At 41.8% G+C, this 21,604-nt stretch carries 15 protein-coding genes and 1 tRNA gene; 3 read left to right on the forward strand and 13 right to left on the reverse strand.

All coding sequences use genetic code 11. From position 1 onward, the window contains the following. The first annotated feature begins 11 nt into the window (after nt 1–11). Together AAW12_RS22215 and AAW12_RS22220 are read left to right on the forward strand one after the other, a co-directional pair. Complete coding sequence (locus AAW12_RS22215; RefSeq protein ID WP_046675858.1) at nt 12–950, forward strand: hydrogen peroxide-inducible genes activator; 939 nt, start codon at nt 12–14, stop codon at nt 948–950. A 6-nt stretch (nt 951–956) separates the two neighbouring features. Further along, entirely contained in the window at nt 957–2,756 is a 1,800-nt protein-coding gene (locus tag AAW12_RS22220) for a chloride channel protein (RefSeq protein WP_046675859.1), read from the forward strand. 89 nt (nt 2,757–2,845) lie between these two features. On the opposite strand, the gene AAW12_RS22225 is transcribed toward AAW12_RS22220, so the two are convergent. The 7 genes from AAW12_RS22225 to AAW12_RS22255 all read right to left on the reverse strand — a co-directional run bounded on the left by AAW12_RS22225 (nt 2,846) and on the right by AAW12_RS22255 (nt 14,488). After that, on the reverse strand, nt 2,846–3,436 hold the full coding sequence (locus AAW12_RS22225) for a riboflavin synthase (RefSeq protein WP_046675860.1): 591 nt from the start codon (nt 3,434–3,436) through the stop codon (nt 2,846–2,848). Between the two features lie 752 nt (nt 3,437–4,188). Then, complete coding sequence (locus AAW12_RS22230) at nt 4,189–4,782, reverse strand: RNA polymerase sigma factor (protein WP_046675861.1); 594 nt, start codon at nt 4,780–4,782, stop codon at nt 4,189–4,191. A 200-nt stretch (nt 4,783–4,982) separates the two neighbouring features. Beyond that, entirely contained in the window at nt 4,983–6,473 is a 1,491-nt protein-coding gene (locus tag AAW12_RS22235) for an arylsulfatase (RefSeq protein WP_046675862.1), read from the reverse strand. Continuing rightward, on the reverse strand, nt 6,470–7,993 hold the full coding sequence (locus AAW12_RS22240; RefSeq protein ID WP_046675863.1) for a sulfatase-like hydrolase/transferase: 1,524 nt from the start codon (nt 7,991–7,993) through the stop codon (nt 6,470–6,472). Before AAW12_RS22240 ends, AAW12_RS22235 begins: the two co-directional genes overlap by 4 nt. Before the next feature lie 55 nt (nt 7,994–8,048). Then, nucleotides 8,049–9,704, reverse strand: a complete 1,656-nt coding sequence (locus tag AAW12_RS22245; RefSeq protein WP_046675864.1) for a RagB/SusD family nutrient uptake outer membrane protein — start codon at nt 9,702–9,704, stop codon at nt 8,049–8,051. Nucleotides 9,705–9,721: 17 nt separating this feature from the next. Beyond that, on the reverse strand, nt 9,722–13,123 hold the full coding sequence (locus tag AAW12_RS22250) for a SusC/RagA family TonB-linked outer membrane protein (RefSeq protein ID WP_053003929.1): 3,402 nt from the start codon (nt 13,121–13,123) through the stop codon (nt 9,722–9,724). 186 nt (nt 13,124–13,309) lie between these two features. Beyond that, nucleotides 13,310–14,488 carry a FecR family protein gene (locus tag AAW12_RS22255; RefSeq protein WP_046675865.1) on the reverse strand — a complete coding sequence of 393 codons (1,179 nt, stop codon included), beginning with the start codon at nt 14,486–14,488 and terminating at the stop codon, nt 13,310–13,312. A 373-nt stretch (nt 14,489–14,861) separates the two neighbouring features. Here AAW12_RS22255 and AAW12_RS26120 point away from each other — a divergent pair, with 373 nt between their 5' ends. After that, complete coding sequence (locus AAW12_RS26120; protein ID WP_046675866.1) at nt 14,862–15,287, forward strand: hypothetical protein; 426 nt, start codon at nt 14,862–14,864, stop codon at nt 15,285–15,287. On the opposite strand, the gene AAW12_RS22265 is transcribed toward AAW12_RS26120, so the two are convergent. The 6 genes from AAW12_RS22265 to AAW12_RS22290 form a co-directional block, all read right to left on the reverse strand. Beyond that, on the reverse strand, nt 15,268–16,140 hold the full coding sequence (locus AAW12_RS22265; protein ID WP_046675867.1) for an EamA family transporter: 873 nt from the start codon (nt 16,138–16,140) through the stop codon (nt 15,268–15,270). The genes AAW12_RS26120 and AAW12_RS22265 overlap by 20 nt on opposite strands. Beyond that, nucleotides 16,127–16,945 (reverse strand): alpha/beta hydrolase, encoded by an 819-nt coding sequence (locus tag AAW12_RS22270; RefSeq protein ID WP_046675868.1) that lies wholly within the window; start codon nt 16,943–16,945, stop codon nt 16,127–16,129. Before AAW12_RS22270 ends, AAW12_RS22265 begins: the two co-directional genes overlap by 14 nt. A gap of 78 nt (nt 16,946–17,023) precedes the next feature. Then, nucleotides 17,024–17,596 carry a Crp/Fnr family transcriptional regulator gene (locus AAW12_RS22275; protein ID WP_084823288.1) on the reverse strand — a complete coding sequence of 191 codons (573 nt, stop codon included), beginning with the start codon at nt 17,594–17,596 and terminating at the stop codon, nt 17,024–17,026. Nucleotides 17,597–18,137: 541 nt separating this feature from the next. Next, nucleotides 18,138–18,210: transfer RNA gene (locus tag AAW12_RS22280), tRNA-Lys, on the reverse strand. A 141-nt stretch (nt 18,211–18,351) separates the two neighbouring features. Next, a complete protein-coding gene (locus AAW12_RS22285; RefSeq protein ID WP_046675869.1) occupies nt 18,352–18,630 on the reverse strand; it encodes a lipopolysaccharide assembly protein LapA domain-containing protein in 279 nt (92 codons plus the stop codon). A 55-nt stretch (nt 18,631–18,685) separates the two neighbouring features. Then, on the reverse strand, nt 18,686–21,538 hold the full coding sequence (locus tag AAW12_RS22290; protein WP_046675870.1) for a heavy metal translocating P-type ATPase: 2,853 nt from the start codon (nt 21,536–21,538) through the stop codon (nt 18,686–18,688). Nucleotides 21,539–21,604 lie beyond the last annotated feature (66 nt).

The following is a 21,604-nucleotide window of genomic DNA, read 5'->3' on the forward strand; positions in this document are numbered from 1 at the left end:
AAGATAGTAAGATGACCTTAATCCAATTGGAATATATTATAGCTGTTGATACCTACCGAAGTTTTGTTGCAGCTGCAGAAAAATGTTTTGTCACACAACCTACGTTGAGCATGCAAATACAAAAACTCGAAGAGTCTTTAGGGGCAAAAATCTTTGATCGGAGCCGTCAGCCTGTTGTTCCTACAGAAATCGGCGAGAAAATTATTCTTCAAGCTCGAATGGTATTGACGGAAAGCCGAAAAATCAATGAGATTGTACAGGATAAAAAAGGGGAAATTGAGGGCACGCTAAGGGTCGGTGTTATCCCGACAATCGCACCTTATTTACTTCCGAATGTGCTGACCACATTTATGGAAAAATATCCGAAGCTACAATTGCAGATATGGGAATATACCACAGAACGGATTGTGCATGAATTGAAGGTCGGACTTTTGGACTGTGGTGTGCTATCTACTCCTTTAAATGATCCTGGGATTTTGGAGTCGCCCTTATTTTACGAAAATTTTGTTGCCTATATCTCAGTCAATAGCCCCCTGTTTCCAAAAAAAATACTGAGTGGTGATGATATTGCCGATGATAAACTTTGGTTGCTCAATGAGGGGCATTGTATGCGTGGGCAGGTACTTAATATTTGTCACCACAAACACAATCAAGATCTTACGGGAAGATTTGAATATAACACCGGTAGCGTAGAGACCTTAAAACGTATGGTCGATATCAACGACGGCATCACCATATTGCCTGAATTGTCGATTTGGGATTATTCCGACGAACAATTGGATCGTATCCGTTATTTCAAATCACCAGAACCGGTACGCGAGATATCATTGGTGACCACACAGAACTATGTGAAGAGACAGGCCATCCAGGCGCTGGAAAGAGAAATATTGGCCGTAGTACCCGATAAATTCAAAACAAAAAAGAAGAAGGAAGTGTTGAGCTTTCAATAGAACGATATGGGAAACCTCAAAAGACGTTTTTTTAAAAAAATAGACCAGATCAATCAATGGCGAATGAAGAAAGTTTCTAACCGGAACTTTATTATTATACTCGCATTTTTGGTTGGAATTGTTGGTGGTATTATGGCATCTGTACTGAAAAGATTAACCCATTTTATTGCAACGACTATACAGGATGATATCGACTGGAAAGTAAAATACTCAGTTTACTTAATTTTTCCATTGATCGGAATTTTGCTCAGCGTGTTTTTTGTTCGCAAATTTCTGAAAGGGAAGAAGATGGAACATGGGATTACACCCATTATCTATGCCATTAGTCGGAAAGGCAGCCGATTGGATCCCAGTAATATTTATTCTCAGGTAGTGACCTCAGCTATAACCGTTGGCTTTGGCGGTTCCTGTGGTTTGGAAGCACCGGTTGCTTTGGGCGGGTCTTCCATCGGTTCTAATATCGCCCGTTTTTTTGGACTGCAGTATAAGGAAGTTACCATGTTATTGGCTTGCGGTGCAGCAGCAGGAATTTCAGGTGCATTCAACAGCCCTTTGGCCGGAATGATTTTTGCCATCGAGATTTTGCTTCCAGAATTTTCAATTCCCGTGTTCATTCCTTTGCTGATCTCATCTGCATTGGCTTCTGTTGTCTCTCGTGTGCTTTATAATGAGCCTTTATTCAGTACGTTTAATTCCGACTGGCAGGTTTCGGCCTTAGTATTTTACCTCTTGTTGGCCGTGTTGATTGGGCTTTATACGATTTACTTTGCACGTGTTTCCAGAAGTGTGGGTAAATGGTTTTCTAGGATTAAGAATCCCTATAATAAAGTCTGGGTCAGTGGAATTGCTTTAGGTCTGATGATTTTTGTATTCCCGGCACTGTATGGTGAGGGCTATATTACCATTCAGCAGATTCTGAATGGTCAGTTTAATTCGATTGTTAAGAACAGTCTGTTTTCAGACTATAAAGATATGGGATTAGTTGTCCTGGGCTATACGATATTAACCTTATTTGGGAAATCTTTTGCTGCATTATTTACCTTAAATGGTGGCGGAAATGGTGGGGTATTTGGACCAAGTTTAGTCATGGGCGGATTATTAGGATTTGCATTTTCGTATGGTGTAAACTTAACCGGAATAGCCGAGTTAAATGTACCAAATTTTGTGGTAGCGGGGATGGCCGGTGCGTTGAGTGGCATTATGCACGCGCCGTTGACGGGCATATTTTTGATTGCTGAAGTGACCGGAGGTTATACGTTAATGGTTCCATTGATGTTGGTTTGTTCCATTTCTTATTTGATTAATCGGGCCGTGCTAAAGCATTCCATTTACACCAAGGTATTGGCGGAGTCTGGCGATCTGATTTCTTATGAAGATAAGGATCGATCCGTGTTAAGTATGATGCGGATTAAATATGTATTGGAAACTAATTTTGTGATCTTACGCCCTGACGAAACACCAAAAGGTCGACAAACAGACATCATCCATAGTAAACGCAATATCTTTCCCGTGGTTGATTATGAGGGCAAATTTATGGGACTTCTTTATAGTGAGTTTCTATTTTCAGTCTTATTGGGCGAAGTGGATGGGGGAGATACCACCTTTGAGAAATTAGCGCAGAAGCCAAATGATACCGTTGGGATCAACGAAAACATGGAAATCGTGATGGCTAAAATGAATAAGGACGATACGTGGATACTTCCGGTTTTAGGGGACGAAAATAAATATATGGGCTTTGTTTCCAAATCGAGTGTATTCAATAAATATCGCGCATTACTGATCCGTCAGGGGCACTATTTGGAATAAATCAAGTATACAGTTAGGCCCCGAAATAAAGCGTGTAAGGATGAACTTCCTTGGATTACCTTTAAACCCAAGGAAGAAAAGTGAATTTTTTAAGCGCGCAAAGCCATTATCTTCGTGACATATTTCCCGATGATATCAAACTCCAAGTTGACTGTGCTCCCCACTTCAACCTGCTGCAAGTTGGTATGCTCTAGCGTATATGGAATGATTGCAACGGAGAACTGATCGTCTTTAGAATCGACTACTGTCAAGCTGATACCATTTACGGTAATGGATCCTTTTTCTACGGTGATATTTTGCTTGGAAACATCGTATTGAAAGGTAAAAATAAAACTACCATTTTCATCTTTCTTTTGGATACAACGCGCAGTCTGATCCACATGTCCCTGAACGATATGTCCATCAAATCTTCCGCCTGCCAAAGTACAGCGTTCCAGATTGATCAGATCGCCCACCTTTAACTGAGCCAGATTTGTCTTCTGTAGGGTTTCGTCAATTGCTGTCACTTTATGGAGATCATTGTTTAATCCTACTACAGTAAGACAAACACCATTATGACTAACGCTTTGGTCTATTTTAAGTTCATTGGAAATAGCAGAACTGACGTAAAAATGGATATTACTTTTCTCCTGTTCGATATTTTCTATTTTTCCTAAGGTTTCTATGATTCCAGTAAACATGTTATTTTATTTTTGATTGTTTCCAAAGTTACTAAATAAAAAAATGAAATATGATTGTTTAGGTCGCACAAATACTGTCGCGATAAGTCAGGCGTATGCTAGTTGAAACTGGACTTGATGCTCAAACTAGCAGGATAGTTGTAGCGATTGTTAAAAGGATCTTTAAAAAGGGCAATCCATCATTTCGGACCCTGTTTATGCATCCAATTGAACCTGTAAAGAATAAGAGTGCTTGATAAAACGAAGCAAAGGAGTGCTCCCTTATTACATAGTAAATTTAAATAATGCACGAGTTAAATACGGTGGTTGGGAGGCGCTGAGCGAAGCTATCAAAAAAATAGCCCATTGAAAAATGCAAAAAGATTGTAGTGTACATTGTACACTTACTATTCCTTTTGTGATTACTATCCTAAAACAAATTTATGGGAGTTGAAAAAAAATATAACAAAATTTTTGTTTATATCATTTGAAGCACTATCTTTGTCCTAGGTTTAGGTTGATTGCCTCTTACAAAGAGGTATTTATAAAAGCTTAGCAGGTCGCCCGACCGAATGCTAAGCTTTTTTTTGTTTCTAGTTTTTTAAAATTATTGCTTTCTTAGTTTACTGATAAACAGCTGTTTGTATTTTTTTAAACCGTTCCAACGTTGGACGGGAAGTATTGCCTGAAGGTGGTTAACCTTGGAAAGTATACCGTGTGAATAGCCTATTGATCTATCTAGGGGTCGGATGCGGGAAATTGAAGGGAGTTAATTATCCTTTGAAGGCATACCATGCGGATAGCATAAGAACACTGAGGTATTCAAATTTTTTAGATTTGAACCTTTCTTTTAATGCGTATAATGCCTTAGACCTTGCATAATAGACGGTCGATGCGGTTGTGTTTAATGTTTCACAAATTTCTTCGGTATTCAAGCCTTCCAAAAAGCTGAGCTTGAAGATCTGAGCCTGCTGTCTGGGGAGCAAATTTATTTCAGCAAGCAGCAATTCGGTGAGTTCCGTCCGGAATATTTTCTTGAGTACATCGTCTTCCGGAACCGACATATGCTGAAGAATATCGAGCTCCTCTTTCCGTATTTTGAATTGCGTCGTTCTTTGCATATCGATACAGGCATTTTTAGTAGCGATAAAAAGAAAGGCCTTCAGGCTTTCATAATTCTCTACCTTTTGTCGATTATTCCATAACTTAACAAAAACATCGGAGACAATTTCTTCGGCGTCGGTTTTGTTGCGGAGGTAGGAAAAGGCAAAATAGCGTAACGAATGACCAAAATGATCCATAAAAAAGCATAAAGCCATTTCATCACCTTCTTTTAATGTATTGATGTATGATTCTATTTGCTGCATACTTGGTTATTGATCCTTTTACGTTGGCCTTCGGAATATGTTGTACTCCTCTATGTTCGATACGTCATTCAATAGGTACATTCACATTAGGACTCCAGCTGTGGATTGCTGTGCTAAATTACATAAAAAACTTGGGTTGTCATGATTCAATCCGGACAACCCAAGTTTTTTAAGATTAAAAAATGAAGAAAGAAATCGATTTATTTTTTAATCATCTTATTCGCTACAATTTCCCATTCCTGAATATGGGCAGGTCGGTGTTCATGCTGAACAATTTCATCAAAATGTCGCAGCATTTGCGGGTATTGTGCAGCTAAATCATTTTCTTCCCAAGGGTCTGTCGTTAAATCAAACAATTGCCATTTTGCTTTGGGGTTTTTCTTCAGATCGAGTTTGACGGCCTTCCAACGTCCTTCGCGTATGGCGAGCTGGCCGCCCTTTTCTGGATATTCGAAATAGAGGTATTGATGTTTCTGTTGATTCTTCTGACCCAGCCAGGTTGGAAGGAGGGAGAGCCCATTGCTGTGTCCGGGGCTTTGTTGAACCAGCTGTGCGAAGGTTGCCATGAGGTCATATTGGGCCGAGATAAGGTCCGTTTCAGCATTGGCTTTGATATGGTTTGGCCACCTGACAATTAACGGAACTTTGATACCACCTTCAAAAATATCCATTTTTAATCCCCTAAGCGAATCGACACTGCGGAAAAAGCGATAATCTATGCCCCCATTAAAACCAGTTCCGTTGTCACTGGAAAACAGAATAATGGTATTGTCATCTATTCCCAATGATTTGATATGTTTCATAATGGTACCGACTTGGTCATCCAGGTAGGTGATCATACCCGCATAGGTCGCTCTTGGATAGGGGGTAGCGGTATAGCCGTCCTGTCCGTAATACGGTTTGTCCTGGAAGAGGTCCTTATATTTATCTACATATTCCTGGGGAACTTGTAGTGATAAGTGCGGCAAAGTATAAGGAAGGTATAAGAAAAAAGGTTTACTTCGGTTTTTGTCGATAAAAGCCAGCGCTTTCGCTGTCATTAGTTCAGGTGCATATTCCTTACCGTCAAACTGCTTGAAGTCCTCCGACGTGGCCTTACTGGAATCTAAAGGAGTATGTACAAATTTTTCCTTGTTTTGAAGAGGATATTTTGTTTCATTTTCCCAAAGATGAGTTGGGTAGTAATTGTGGGCCTGTTTTTGGTCCAGGTAGCCAAAAAAATAATCAAATCCCTGTTTGTTGGGGCTTCCGGTGGAATTACTCATCCCAAGTCCCCACTTTCCAATGGCTGCGGTCTGATAGCCGGCTTTTTTAAATAGATGAGCCATGGTATAGGTTCCTTCAGGAAGTGGCATCTGGCCAGCTTCGAGACTATCTGCAAAACCGCCCAATTCATAATTTCCACGAATATAGGATTGGCCACCATGCTTGCCCGTTAATAACATGCAACGGGCGGGGGCGCAGACGGGTGTACTTGTATAGTGGTTTATAAAACGTAGACCTTCGCGTGCCAGCTGCTGGATATGTGGTGTTTTGATCAATCGCTGTCCATAGGGCTCCGTTTCGGCATAACCTAAATCGTCCGCATAGAAAAATATAATATTGGGCAATTGATGCTGCTTTTTCTTTTGTTGTGCAAAAAGAGTCCCCCATCCGAGGAGGATGAGGGCGAGTCCAGCTTTTATTTTCATTTTTTACGTTCTCCTTCCAATAACTGCTTGAGTTCAGCAACCTTTTCTGGATATTTTGAAGCCACATTATTCTTTTCGCCGATATCATTTTTGAGATCGTATAACTGATCTTCCGGAAGACTTCCTGTTTCAGTATCGGTTAGTTTCATGTAGGGGGCACCTTTGCTGGGTGCAATATATTTCCATTCGTCCTTTACGATAGCCAGTGTCTGCGCATGCTGTACCATACTGCTACGTCCCTTATTATCTTGACCGGTTAAGGTTTTCAAGAGTGGGGCGCTGTCTTTTGCTTCATCTGCTTTTAGTGGAACATCCAATAATTGGGCACTTGTTGCCAAGAGATCTATTTGGCTGATCAAAGCATTGGAAACTTTCCCCTGTGCAACACCTTTGCCGCTCACGATAAAGGGCACGCGCGTTCCGCCTTCGAAGATGCTATATTTGCCACCGCGTAGTGGGCCTGCGGGTAGATGGCCATTTTGTTGGGCCACAGCTCCATCCATATAGCCGTCGTCGAGAACGGGCCCGTTGTCGCTGCTGAAAATTATAATCGTGTTTTTGTCAAGTCCCAAGAGCTGCAACTGCTGTTGAATTTGTCCGACGGTCCAATCCAACTGCAGAATAGCATCGCCGCGGTAGCCGAGTTTGCTTTTCCCTTTAAATTGTGTTGCGGGCATACGTGGGACATGTGGTTCTGTCAAGCAGAAATAGAGAAAGAACGGTTTGTTTTGATGTTGGGAAATAAAGTCCTGAGCTTTGTGAAGAAATGTTGTGGAAACTTCTTCATCCACCCACCTGGCACGTGTTCCGCCGCTCATGTAGCCGATTCTTCCGATACCGTTGACGATAGTCTGATTGTGGCCCTGACCCGGTGAAGAATGCATTTTGAGCAGTTCGGGGTGTTCTTTGCCCGTAGGATCATTACCAATTTTCTTTTCATAGTCCACCAGGATTGGATCATTGGCTTCAGCGGCCACAACTTGATCGTTTTCAAGGAACACTGTTGGGACGCGATCTGCTGTGGCGGGGAAAATGAATGAATAGTCAAAACCCACATCATTAGGTCCGGGTTTGATGGGGGCATTCCAGTCTTTTTGGACCTGATTTCCGAGCCCCATATGCCATTTGCCAACAATGGCAGTAGCATAGCCGGCATGTTTAAATACTTTGGGTAATGTAATTTTATCCGTAGGAACGATTAGCTTGGCATCGCCTGGCAGAATGCCTGTACCTTCCTGACGCCATGGATACGTTCCGGTCATCAATGCAAAACGGGAAGGAGTACAAGTTGCCGATGTACTGTGTGCATTGGTAAATCGAACGCCGTTTCGGGCGAGCTTATCCAGGTTGGGTGTCTCGATTTGTTTGGCACCATAGCTACTTAAATCACCGAAACCAAGATCATCCGCATAAATATAGATGACATTCGGTTTACTTGCCTTTTGGGCAAAACTAACGATGGGTAGCGTAACGAAAAGGCTCGCGGAGAGTAATAACGTTAGGCATAGTGGCTTCTTCATATACGTTGAATTTTGTTTAAAGGGTATCGTTTGACAATTGACGATACCCAAGGTACTATTTTAAATTTGGATTGATATTAATTTCATTCTGTGGAATTGGCCAATGTTCATCTTGGCCAGCTCGGAAGGACTTGCTGGTTACGTACCAGCGGTTATACGGGTCTTTACTTCCACCGGATTTTATACGGAGATTTTTTGCGTTCGGGAATGGTGCCCCATAGAAATCACCCTTTAGTACATCTTTTGCGATACCCCAACGTAATAAATCCCAATAACGGAGTCCTTCCAGTGCAAGTTCGACACGTCTTTCGTTACGTAAGGTCGAACGCAGTGCGCTACTGCTTTGGACGGTTATGGCTGGCATATTAACGCTGCTTCTTTTTCTGACAGCGTTGATGGTTTTGTCCAGTAGGTCGCTGGTAATAGGATCGCCATTTTCGAGTTTGGCTTCAAGGTAACTCAGGAGGACTTCGGCGTAGCGTATAATAGGAACATCGGCTCCAGAGTTTTGTAAGTTTCCACTAAAGCCTTCATCGTTGAACTTGCGTAATCCGTAGCCCGTGCGTGTTGCCTGTTTTGTTGTTGTCAATTGATCGATAGACAATGTGGAATCTGGATGTGAGGTGTATTTTAAATTTTTAAAGCGGTCTCCATTTGTTATCACCGTGAAGGCTAAACGCGGATCCCGGTTTTTGCTGATGTCTTGCGCATTATAGCGCGCATCATCGTACGAAAATGCCGTTCCATCGGTGAAACCATAGCTTTCTACAAGGCTACCAAGCGGGCAATGGAGATGCCAACCCCCAGCGACTGCGGGAAAATTGTGTTGGAACATACCGTTTCCAGCGAGATCAACAAGATACTGCGTGGCAAAAATAATCTCTTTGCTCGTTTCGTTGGTTCCATTAAATAAGCCTGAATAGTTGGGATCAATGCTATTTTCATTGGCATTGATGATCTGCTCATAGCTTTTGATCGCGTCGGCGTAGGCTTTTTCGGCCAGTTGGATGCGTCCCAGGAAAGCGAGGGCTGCCTGTTTGCTTGCGCGGCCCCGTTCTGCGGCAGTCAATTTGCCATAATTCGGTAAGTCGTTTGCCGCTGCCTGTAATTCACGTTCAACAAAAGTAACCAATTCCTGTTTTTTTGCTTTGGATACCTGATTCGCCTCATTGGGTGTTAAGGTTTTGGTCACCAAGGGAGCGTCACCCCAGTATTGAGAGAGGTAGAAATATTGACAAGCACGAATAAACCGCGCTTCTGCCTTGAAACGGGTCAACAGATCTGCTGAAATAGGGGCCTTATCAATATTTTCAAGAAAAAAATTAGCACGGGCAATTCTTTTGTAGGAAAGTGTCCAGTAATTTCCAAGAACACTATTATTGTTCGTTAATGTACCATCGGATAGTTTATTGAAAACCGAATTATCACCACGTCTATCGTAGGCATTATCCGAAGCAAACTCCAGGTAAAGCAGGCCATTATAGGACCACCAATCTGTAGGGCTGAATTCGGCGAGGGAGTTCATTTGGATTTCACCTTTATATAGACCGGTCAAGGCCAATTTTGCATTGGTTTCATTTGTCCAAAAGGTTTCGTTGGCAAATTTATCCAATGGATTGGTTTCCAGTTGCTTTTTGCAACTGATGCTCAGGCTTGATGCAAAAAGAATGCATAAGGCCAATTTTATAGGTTTGCATGTAATGTGTATCATGGTGTTTTATCGATCGGTTAGAAACTTAGGTTAACCCCAAATGTAAAATTGCGCATAATAGGGTAGTAGGCGCCGCTTGAATTGATTTCGGGATCCCAGCCTTTTCTATAGTTGCTTTTGGTAAATAGGTTTTCGGCATTTGCGTAAACCCTTAGACCCGACAATTTCCATTTGGTAAGGATATGCTTAGGGATGGTATAGCCCAATTGGATGTTCTTGAGTCGTAGGTAGCTCGCATCCAGTAACCAATAGTCTGATAGCAGGGTATTGGGTGTGCCGGTATTCGGCAATTGTTCAATTCTTGGATAAATGGCATTTCTATCGGGATTGGCGGCTGTCCATCTGCCGTCAGCTTGCCAGCGTTGGATATTGCCGTTTTGTGTCAACGCAAATCCAGCATAATTGTCCAATAAGCCTTTAACACCGCTTACACCTTGAAGAAGTATTCCTAAGTCAAACCCTTTGTAGCTCATCCCGATATTCATCCCGTAGGTGTATTTGGGGATACGTGATCCAATCACAGTTCGGTCGTACGTAGCGTCTACTTTTCCATCAGGTACACCGTCGGGGCCACTGATGTCCTTGTATCGGATATCGCCTGGTTGCGGTTTTGGGTTGATGCTGGTTTGATTGGCATAGCTTGCGATATCAGCAGCATCGATAAATAAGCCATCGGCCTGGTAGCCGTAGTAGGATTGGATGGGGTAACCGATAAATAGGGTTGAACCATTTCCCACTAAGCCATTCGGTTGATTGATATTGCCGACACCCAAATCGACGACCCTATTTTTGACCGTAGAGAAGTTTAGATTTACATTGTAAGAAAAATCATTTAATTTTTTTTGATGCCCTAACGTAAATTCCCATCCTGTGTTTCGTAGTTTTCCAGAATTTTGTAGGCCGACGTCAAAACCTAGCACATTCGAAACACTAGAACCTGGGCTCACCAAAATATCGTAAGTATATCGGTTGTAATAGGTGCTACTGAATGTCAATAAATTTTTAAATAAAGCCACTTCCATGCCCGCATCTGCCGTTCGGGTCGATTCCCAGCGTAGGGTAGGGTCAACAATGGTGGTTCGAGCTAAGCCTGGAGATATTGCATTACCAAAGGGGTAGTTATATCCGGTATTTAAAATATTTTGATACGGGTAATTTCCGATATTTTGGTTTCCAAGTACCCCATAAGATCCTTTGATTTTCAATTCGTCGATCCAACTATAATGGTCCTTTATAAACGATTCTTCACTCAGCAACCAACCTACTGCAATCGAAGGGAAGGTAGCATATTTTTTATCGGTTGGAAAACGGGATGACCCATCGTATCGAACAACACCCTCGACAAGGTATTTCTTGGCATAATTATATTGTATGCGTGCAAATAATGATTCCAATGCCCACTCTGAGGCTGTCCCAGCGTTCTGTTGCCCATCTGGTGAACCTACATTTAACTCGGTAAGATCATTGCTGGGAAAATTCTGGCGGTAAGCGCTTAAACCTTCGCTGTAGCCTTTTTCGAAAGAATAACCACCTAATATTTTCAAGTTATGCGACCCGAAAGTCTTCGTGTAGTCTGCTAAAGCTTGAAAAGTTTTGTAAGTGTCGTAGGGCGCACTTTGGTTCAGATTTGAGGGGCCCAGAATTATGGAATTGTTGATCCTTTGCGAAGCTCTGAAAAGTTTTGTACGGCCATTCGTCTGCGTATACCCACCAATAGCGGATAAGGTCAGATCTGAAATCGGTTTCCAATCGAGCCTTGCGTTTCCCGATATATTGGATACTTTTTCTTTGTAGAAGGATTCGCTCTCCAGGAAAGATACGGGTGTCCCTTTCAGGTTATTTCCTGCACCCCAGTCACCGTTGCTCAACCGAATAGGGTATATGGCGGGATAGCGAATCACCTGAGAAATGATATCCGTCATGCGGGAGAAGTCGAGCGTTGCCGGTGCTGCCGGTTCGTCTGTTTCGGTCTGAATTGCCGCTACCCGCGTCGTTAATTTGAGCTTGTCATTAAGGTTTGAAATGAGATTGAGGCGGACATTGTATTTGTCAAAATTGTTTTTGATGACAATACCTTTTTGATTCAGAAAACCAGCAGATAAGGTGTATTGTATTTTATCTGTGGTATTGGATATATTTAAATTGTGGCCTGTTTGTGTTGCTTGCGACTTAAATGAGCTTGCCATATAATTGGCATTGGGATAATTGTCAGGATCTGAGCCATCCTTAAATTTTTGGATTTCTTCGGCCGTATAACCACCGCCACCACTTGTGGTTTCGTTGAGTAAGGAAGCGTACTCCCAAGAGTTGACAAATTCGGGGAAGGCTGTTGGCTTTTGGATCCCATAATAACCATTGTAATTGACCGTTAATTTTCCGCCAGCTGCGCCTGTTTTTGTTGTTACCAGAATAACGCCGTTTGCGGCTCTAGCTCCATATATGGCTGCTGAGGAGGCGTCTTTCAATACCGATATCGAGGCAACATCATTTGGATCAATATCATTAAAGGAATTGGTGGGGATACCATCAACTAAAATAAGTGCGTCGGTACTGGCGCCGAATGATCCCACACCACGAATCTGTATGGTATTGTTTGCTGCCCCGGGTTGGCCAGATCGCTGTATGACGGTCACGCCCGGCATTTGACCTGTGAGGGCCTGAGCAAGCTGGGGAACGGAGCGTTTGGCGAGTTGTTTCCCATCAACTTGGGAAACCGAACCGATTAGTTCTTTCTTTTTGGTCGTACCGTAGCCTACGACGACGACTTCCTCCAATGCGTCGATATGCTGGCTAAGTTCAATATTGAGGTAAAGCTGGTTGGCCAATGAGATTTCCTTGGTTTGGTAGCCGATCATTTTAATGACAATTACGGCGTTATTATTTGCTTCAATCTGAAAGTTACCACTTGCATCTGTAGTAGTTGCCTTTGTCGAACCTTTTATCATAATTGTTGCACCTTGGAGCGCGGTTCCTTTGCTATCGTGAACATTTCCCTTGATGGTGCGGTTTTGTTGCACTAAGACGTAATTGCTTGGAAGGTCATACGATAGGTGGTTTGTTTTTAACTTCGTTACGACAAGCATATTGTCCTGAAAACTCCAATCGACGGGTTGGCCTTTTAAGAGGATAGGTACAGCTTTTTCTAAAGGCATATTACGAACCTGCGCCTCAATTTTTAGTTCAGCAAGTTCTTTACCATTCAATAGAAAGGGGACGCCGCTCTGTTTTTGGATGGTACGTAGTACCTGCACCAAAGACATTTTTTTGGCTTTAATCGTGATTGATTGTGCGTAGCTGGCTGCAGACAGCTTAACAACACATGCAAGAGTAAAAAATGCGCTCAGCTTCATTTTGGTCTTCCATTGCTTGGGAATGTTCACAGCAATTCGATTTCTATGAACAAGAAATTTAAAATTCATAAATTTGTTGAATTAGGGATATAATCTATTGTTAAACTGATTGGGTAAATCGGTCAAAAATGGAGATCGCTATTATGGCCGATTAATGTTCGTAGCATTGGTCGGCTTTTTTTTAGTATCTCGTTTTGTCTCCTTAGGTTGGTTTTCTCATAATTGTTGTTTTTGGGTTATTTCATTGATAATTGGTTAGTTTGAAACAAAGAGTTTACGGATGCCATTTTCTTGGATCAACTCAAATTTAATATGGCTACGTTCCAAAATTTTTAGGACTGCCGATAGACTTTTCGTACGTTGAATTTCGCCATATAATAGTGTTTCTTTTATCGGTTGCGTGTAGATGATTTGCAGGTCATACCATTGACCGATCAGTTGTAGGGCAGTATGAAGGTCCGTTTCATTAAAATAGAATTTATTGTCGAGCCACGCGATGTAGTTAGCGGGATCGACCACTTTTTTGGATAGTTGACCCGAAGCTAAGAGCGCTTGTTGGTTGGGTCTGAGCTGTAACGTTTGCCCTTGCGCGGATAGATTGATGCTTCCCTCCACAAGCGTTGTACTACTTTGGGATTTCGAATAGGTGTTTACGTTGAATTCGGTACCGGTGACTTCGATGAGCTGTCCATTGGAAACGACCTGAAATGGAACCTTTTTATTTTTTGCAATTTTGAAATAGGCTTCACCGTCAACTTCAACAACACGTTTGTTTTTTGCAAAATGAAGCGGGTATTTGAGTGTTGTTTTCGCATTGAGCGTAATTTCCGAGCCATCTTCCAATAGCAGTTTCAGCATTGTGCCGGCGGGGGTATTGACTGTAGCCATCAGATCTTCTTTTAAAGATTCGCTTTGTAGAACAGTACCGTCTTCGTAGGTCAATTTATCTCCTGAAACAAGGGCTCCTTTCTGACTCGATACCTGGAGTACTTTGCCATTCGAAAGTCGTATTTCAGCCTGGTTGTTCTGTGCTTCCACATCATTTAAGACCATTCGATTGCTGATCGGTGTAGCCTGTTTTTTTACCACCATGAAATACATCAGACCACCTAAAATTAGGCTTATTAAAGCTGCAGCGTAGGGTAGCAAACGCTTTAGGTTTCTTATAGGAGATGGTTTAATGGCGGAGCTCCGAATGGTCTCTAGGGTCTTTGTCTTTAACCTTTCGTTCCAATCCATTGTATCTGAGGCCTGAAGTAGGCTCCATTGATTTAAATCATTGATAAAATCATCGCGATCTAAAAGGTCTTCAAAAAAAATACGGTGTTCTGCTGATTCATCCAACCATAACTTTAAATCGGTCTTTTCATCGGGAGATAAGTTGTCGCCAATGTACTTTATGATTAGTTGTTTGATGTCATCAGTCAATCTCATGGTGTATAATTTTAGATAGATACGTAACAGGAAGGATAAACCTTAGTAAAAAGTGAAAAAATATTCAGATGTAGCATGCCGACAAATATTAAGGTCCATCCGTCCAATATCGTCAGGACCACGTCCAATAGTGCTTTGGCATTTATCTTTCAAGGATTAATTTGCATCTTTAAAAAAATTCTTGTTTTTACTTAAAGCTTGATAGTTACAGGGATTTATCAGCTGTAACTTGTAAAAGGTCGGCGTTGAAATCAGTTTTGGGATTGCCGCTCTCCGTAGGAACTGGTCGAAATGTATTAAGAAAAAATAGGAGGGAACGGGGGAGTTCAGGCCTATTAGCCGCTTTGTTTGTTTACTTTAAATTATTGTGCTGATGAAAAGGAAGCTTTGTTTTAATTTTCTGCGAATAATAGGGTTTAGTGTATCGACGACGTTTGTCCTTACAGCGATACTTCAGGCAAATAATGAGGCGGCAAAAAGGGCACGTTGCTACATGCCCTTTTTTACAGAATTGTTGCTTTCATTCGTGACACTCTGTATTGCGATTGGTACGATATCTATTTTTCTAAATTTAAATAAGCAATTCAGAAGCAGTAGGCTTGCACGGGCACTATCCTTTGTTTTATTGCCCGCGGCTATTAGCCTATTGTTTTCGTCCTTTCTGATCCAAACTGGTGGAGCATCCAATATATTTGAAATGCTCCACATGGCTGCATCCATAGTTCCGGTATGGGGGCTGATCTTATGGCAATATAATAGATTTAATCATTGGCTGGCTACTACGACTTACCAACATTAATTATAATGACAGCCATTAAAATCAGGAGTATGCCAAACCATTGGAATCCTGAAACAACTTCCTGTAGAACCAACATGGCAGATAAGGTTGAAACGGGGATTTCCAGACTTGAAATAATATTTCCCATCGCTATTCCAGTTTTCGGGATTCCCTTTGTAAACAATAAAGGCGGTAGGATCGTTCCAAAAATGGCAATCAGTAATCCCCAGGGGATTGCATTAACTTGCACATACCGAATAATATCCATGTTCCAAAATGCTACGATGAGCAGCAGTCCGCCTAAGACCAAGAATTGGCTTCGTACCGAACTCGGTAACTCTTTCTCCACTGTGCTTGAAGCATAAATCGCCAGCGCATAACTTATTCCCGCTCCTAAACCCAGTATTATTCCTCTGTAATCAAGGTTATTATTGTTTTGGAATAGATTGGTTGCTAAGGTCGTTCCGAGCAGAACAATAATAACTCCTGTTATCTTGCCTTTTGACGGAAACTTTTTCAACAGTACTGCTTCTGCAACCAAACTTATCCAAATGGATTGCATCAGTAAAATAATTCCAACAGATACCGGGATATATTGGATGGAGAGATAGTAAAGTGTTGTTGTTAAACCAAGGGAAATGCCCCAGACCATCAGTTTAATTTTTGATGAAAATTTGATGGCGTTATGTTCTTCTGCATTAGGCTTTGATAACAGATTAAAGGACAACAAAAAGAGAAAACCAAACATAAACTGCAGAAAGGTCAACAGACTTGTGTGTATCCCTAAATGGTTTGCATATTTCACGATCGTTGCGAGGAGTCCATAGCTGCAAGCGCCTGCAGCAACATAGAGTGTCGATTTATAGTCCTTCATGTTGAAAGTAGTTTTGAAATAATGCCAACTGTTGTGATAGTGATTTGCTCCAATAAGCGGTATCGTGTCCACCTTTTGATTCGATGTAAAGATGCTCGATGTTTTTGTTGGTCAGATGCTTGTGGAATGTCCGGTTCATTTCCAGCATTTGCAGGTCTTCAGTTCCACAATCGAGGATATAGCGTTGTTTATTGTGCTTCATTTTATCTTCGTTGCTGTAGATGCGGTCTACATCGTTCAGATTTTTGAAATCGCCCAATACCTTGTCTACCTGATATTGCTGGTAGGCTTGTCCAAAGCGGTCGAAATCAAGTGCGCCGCATGAACTTCCGACGATCGAAAATGTTTGTGGGTAGGCTATGCCGATGTGCAATGCTCCGTAGCCACCCATACTCCAGCCCAGTATTCCGCGCGCATTTCGGTTTTGTTGCGTCGGGTAGTGATGATCGATGTAATTGACTAGCTCATTTCCGATAAAGGTGCTGTACTGTGAATGTGGATCGATGGGGCTATCTACGTACCAAGAATTGAAGTTGCCATTTGGGAGTACATAAATAGTCTGAAATGTTTTTGCTTTTTGGATTAAGTCGGGAATATCTTCTTGCACTGTGCGGGTGGGGTTGCCGCTATAACCGTGGAGTATATAAACTGTTTTATAATTGATCCCGTCTTGCATGTCGGGTGTAATTATGACAGTTTCAATGTTTTTGTTCATTTTGGCACTATGGATTTGCGTCTTAATAATTTGCTGTGCCGCCAATGGTAGGCTAAGAGCAGAAAATAGGAGGGTGTATACTGTTTTCATAGCTTATAAATTTTGTCTTTATATGGCAAAATTCGACAGTATAATCTTTAAAAACGTGTACAGATGTTGATGGAATTATTATTTTAATTCCTTACGGATACGGCTCAATTGCGTGGGTGTTACACCAAGATAGGAGGCAATATGATGCTGCTTGAGGCGCTTGAAAAGCACTTGATTCTGATGAAGTTCAAGGTAACGTTCCTTCGCAGATTCCCATTTCAGCTCGATTTCAAGTGGTTCTTTTTTGACCACCCAATTCTTTTCCAGGTAGGCTATCTGAAAGAGTGCCAAATCATGCTTTGTCCGGACAAGCTCACGGAAAGCCTTGGCAGAATACTGAATCAACTCCACATCTTCGAGTGCAACGATGTTGAACGTGCTCGGTGTTTCTGTGATGATGGCGGCGGTGGAAGCACAAAAGCTATTTTCTTCAAAAAACATTTTATAGATGGTATTACCATCAGCGTCTAATTTATAATAGCCTAATAATCCTTTACATATAAAATAATAGTATCGGGCATATTCTCCAGCACGTAGAATATGTTCATTTTTTTTGAACTGCTTCACCTGAAAGATAGTTTTCAAAATGTCTGTTGTTTCTGCACTGAGCGCAGCATAAGTATTCATTTCGAAGAGTAGTTTTTCTATCATCTGGGGCAATTGTTTTTGTACATGCTGGTCTATCTTATTAACAAAGTTAGTGAAATGACAGCTGCAATAGTGTCTTTACGGACTGTAACTTGGAAATTAATGATTTTTACACTAGTCTTTGATACAGTACTCTATTCCATTTAAACCGACGTATATTTCCTTATCGAGGTCACCGCGATAGCCAATAAACAGTGGATACTGCTGTTCACAGCTTCGAAGAGTTCTGCTTTTTCAAAAAATGCCTTTATCTTAATGTTTAGTGATTTGTCACAGTAGCCATATAAGCCGTTCTGCATGAGTGTCGGAATTAAATCAGGATACGCCAAATCTGATGAAGCTAATTTATCTTGGGCAATTTTTCATCCGTTGTGCTATTTAATGTGCCTAACAAAGCTATTAAATTAGCTCTGTAAAAAAATCAATGGAAATAGTGATTTTTAATATTGCTGAGCCTCGAAAGGATCGAACCCGGCCGAACTTTTTTTGGATCCTAATAGCTTTAAAACAAAAAAAGCTAATCTTGCGATTAGCTTTTCTTTTGTGATCCCGCTGGGATTCGAACCCAGGACCCATACATTAAAAGTGTATTGCTCTACCAGCTGAGCTACGGAATCTTACTTCTTTGTTTTAGAACTAACGTTCCTTGTTTGAAGTGATGCAAAGATAGGGTTAATCCCTATTCCACGCAAGTATTTATGCCATAAAAATGCGCTACAGCTGTTTAGGGCTTCATTTTTAGTGGTTTATTTTTTCTTTTAGGAGAGGAATTCTCGATCTTCATCCGATAATTGAGGTTTTTTGTGATCGTTTTCTTCTTCCGATTCGTCTATTTCCTCCTGTTCGTGTACCTGCTGTTTCTTTTTTCCGGTTTTTAGCAGCGATACAAAGACAATTCCGGCAATAAAAAATGTCAATAGTAGCTTCCATAGTGCCACTTGTGATTCCCCGAGAAAATTGAGCTGAACCGATTGCGGATTCTTGACACAGACAACTGTGATGATAACCGTAATTAAGATTAAAAAGATATTACGCATGTTACTGTAAGCTATATGTCGTTATTGTAGCAGCGAATATAGGGAATATCTGTTTTTAATCGATATCGATCTTTGCACGATTTAAGCGTAAAGAATTCAAAATAACCGAAACGGAACTAAAACTCATTGCGGCAGCTGCTATCATGGGTGACAGGAGAATTCCGAAAGATGGATATAGCAGTCCGGCTGCCAATGGAATACCGAGTATATTATAGACAAAAGCAAAACCCAGGTTTTCCTTAATGTTACGAAGCAATTTATGACTCAGTACTTTTGCTTTGGCAATTCCAGTAAGATCTCCTTTCAACAAAGTCAAAGAAGCACTTTGTATGGCAACGTCGGTACCTGTACCCATGGCAATGCCGATATCGGCTTGAGCAAGGGCAGGGGCATCATTGATACCATCACCGGCCATTGCGACCACATGACCTTGTTGCTGTAATGTATGAATCTCTTGCAACTTATCTTTGGGCAAGGCATTGGCTTTGAAATGCTTGATGCTGACTTGATCCGCCACAGCCTTTGCCGTATGGACATTATCTCCAGTCAGCATGACTACATCGACTTGATGTTTTTGGAGGTATTGAATTGCCTGCTTCGATGAAGCCTTGATTTGATCTGAAATACTAAAATAGCCCAATAAGGTTTGATCTTTTGCGAGGAAAGACACCGTTTTTCCATTGGATTGAGCGGTTTCAGCCATCTGCTTCATATCGTGTGGAACTGCTATACCGATAGACTGCATCAACAATTGATTGCCAAGTGCTATACTGTTTCCGTTTATGTTTCCTTTGATTCCTTGCCCCGCTACGTTTTCGAAATCGGAAACTTTATTTTCTGTTTTACTGTTTTCTTTTTTTGCTCTTTCAATAATAGCATGACCTAAAGGATGTGTGCTATTGGTATTTAAAGCGGCAGCCAAAGACAATATTTCGTCTTTGCTATTGGAGGAGTTTGGTTGAATATCATCGACGGTGGGTTTTCCTTCGGTGATGGTACCGGTTTTGTCTGTTAGTACCACATCGACCTGGTTCATTTTTTCCAGCGCACTTGCATCTTTGATCAGGATGCCATGTTTGGCTCCTTTGCCGACACCAACCATGACGGACATCGGTGTAGCGAGCCCCAAGGCACAGGGGCAGGCAACAATTAGTACGGCAAGTGCATTGGCAAAGCCGAACGCTAAGGAAGCAGAAGGAACCCAGAGCCACCAGGTAAGAAATGTCAAAATTGCAATGATAATGACAATCGGAACAAATACCTCGGATACTTTATCTGTTAACCGTTGAATGGGTGCCTTGCTTCTGCTGGCATCATTAACAAGTTGAATAATCTGAGCCAAGAGTGTGTCCGAACCAATACGCTCTGCTTTCATGAGGAAACTGCGGTCGCCATTGATGGTTCCTGAACTGACATGATCGCCTTCCTGCTTTTCTACTGGAATAGGTTCACCCGTCAGCATGGATTCATCGATGCTGCTGTTGCCATCCGTAATTTGTCCGTCGACTGGAATTTTATCACCGGGTTTTACTTTGAGTATATCACCAAGTTGAATTTGATCTATGCCTATTTTTTTATCGATTCCATTTTCCACGCGCGTAGCTTCGGAAGGACTCAGCTTGACCAGTTCTTTGATAGCTGAATTGGTTTTGGAATGTGCTTTAGCCTCCATCACCTGGCCTAACAATACCAGCGTTAGAATGACGGTAACGGACTCGAAGTAAAGCGCAATGTAGCCATGGTGATTTTTTAATTCGTCAGGAAAGATCTGCGGAAAAAATAGACCTACCAAACTATAGACAAACGCAGCTCCAGCACCAAGTGCAATCAGGCTAAACATATTAAGGCGCCAGGTTTTGAAAGATACCCAGCCACGTTGAAAAAAAGACCAACAGGTGTAAAAAACAACCGGTAAAGATAAAACCAGTTGTATCCATCCCGACCAGCTGGGCGGAATGATTTTACCGATCGGGTTGCCCGGAAGCATTTCACCCATGGAAAGTATAAATATGGGGACAGTAAATAGGATAGAGACCCATAATTTCATACGAAGATTACGATAGGTATGATCGTCGTCCGCATTATTACCATTGGCTATAGGCACAAGGTCCATACCACATATGGGGCAATTTCCGGGATGGTCTTGTACAATCTCAGGATGCATTGGGCAAGTATATTGAAGGTCTGTCTTTAACATGGGGACCTTTTCCAGGTTCATGCCGCATACGGGGCAGTTTCCGGGTTCGCCGTAAAGCTTGTCGCCTTCACAATGCATTGGGCAATAGTATTTATCCGCAGACGGATTACCATGTGCTTTGTCGGCTGGGGATGCTGTCTTCGGCTGATGTGTAGTATTATGATCGTTGTGGACGCGACTATGGGGTGTAGGAACTGCTGTACTTGATTGAATAGGCGGATTATGTTGATGTTCCTGATCGCTGTGCGAGACTGAATCGTGTTTTACCAAATGCATGCCACATACGGCGCAGCTTCCTGGTGAATCATAAAGCTTATCGCCTTCACAAAGCATCGGACAATAGTATTTATCTGCATACGTACTATGATGTACTTTGTCGGGCGTAGCTAATGTTTGTGACTGATGCATTGTCGCATTTGACTGAGCGGAATGATTGTGTTGCTGTTCGCTATGGATAGGCGGAACTTCCATGGATTGATCGGAGGGAACTTCGGAAGTATGCTGATGTGCTTCGCCGATTTGATATGGCCCCAATTTGGATATTATTTCCTGTAATTGCTGTAACGGAATGTGTTTCTGGGATGTTATTGTGATGCTTGGTGGGTTTAAAGTCACCTCGGCATGAACCCCAGGTAACTCGTTCAATGCATGTTCGATTGTTGTTTTACATCCATCACAGGACATTCCTGAAAGTGTATAGCGGTGTTGCATAGCGTTGTCTTTGTTGCCTAAAGTTAAAAGTTATATCGAGGTGATTTTTACACTTTTACCGGGTTT

This window comes from Sphingobacterium sp. Ag1 (assembly GCF_000988325.1).
Taxonomy (GTDB): domain Bacteria; phylum Bacteroidota; class Bacteroidia; order Sphingobacteriales; family Sphingobacteriaceae; genus Sphingobacterium.

Bases quoted from the DNA above. Each gene is read 5' to 3' on its own strand.
- AAW12_RS22240 (WP_046675863.1), bottom strand. From the start codon at position 7,993: ATGAAGAAGCCACTATGCCTAACGTTATTACTCTCCGCGAGCCTTTTC.
- AAW12_RS22220 (WP_046675859.1), top strand. From the start codon at position 957: ATGGGAAACCTCAAAAGACGTTTTTTTAAAAAAATAGACCAGATCAAT.
- AAW12_RS22215 (WP_046675858.1), top strand. From the start codon at position 12: ATGACCTTAATCCAATTGGAATATATTATAGCTGTTGATACCTACCGA.
- AAW12_RS22235 (WP_046675862.1), bottom strand. From the start codon at position 6,473: ATGAAAATAAAAGCTGGACTCGCCCTCATCCTCCTCGGATGGGGGACT.
- AAW12_RS22225 (WP_046675860.1), bottom strand. From the start codon at position 3,436: ATGTTTACTGGAATCATAGAAACCTTAGGAAAAATAGAAAATATCGAA.
- AAW12_RS22250 (WP_053003929.1), bottom strand. From the start codon at position 13,123: ATGAATTTTAAATTTCTTGTTCATAGAAATCGAATTGCTGTGAACATT.
- AAW12_RS22230 (WP_046675861.1), bottom strand. From the start codon at position 4,782: ATGCAGCAAATAGAATCATACATCAATACATTAAAAGAAGGTGATGAA.
- AAW12_RS22245 (WP_046675864.1), bottom strand. From the start codon at position 9,704: ATGATACACATTACATGCAAACCTATAAAATTGGCCTTATGCATTCTT.
- AAW12_RS22265 (WP_046675867.1), bottom strand. From the start codon at position 16,140: ATGAAGGACTATAAATCGACACTCTATGTTGCTGCAGGCGCTTGCAGC.
- AAW12_RS26120 (WP_046675866.1), top strand. From the start codon at position 14,862: ATGAAAAGGAAGCTTTGTTTTAATTTTCTGCGAATAATAGGGTTTAGT.
- AAW12_RS22290 (WP_046675870.1), bottom strand. From the start codon at position 21,538: ATGCAACACCGCTATACACTTTCAGGAATGTCCTGTGATGGATGTAAA.
- AAW12_RS22270 (WP_046675868.1), bottom strand. From the start codon at position 16,945: ATGAAAACAGTATACACCCTCCTATTTTCTGCTCTTAGCCTACCATTG.
- AAW12_RS22275 (WP_084823288.1), bottom strand. From the start codon at position 17,596: ATGATAGAAAAACTACTCTTCGAAATGAATACTTATGCTGCGCTCAGT.
- AAW12_RS22255 (WP_046675865.1), bottom strand. From the start codon at position 14,488: ATGAGATTGACTGATGACATCAAACAACTAATCATAAAGTACATTGGC.
- AAW12_RS22285 (WP_046675869.1), bottom strand. From the start codon at position 18,630: ATGCGTAATATCTTTTTAATCTTAATTACGGTTATCATCACAGTTGTC.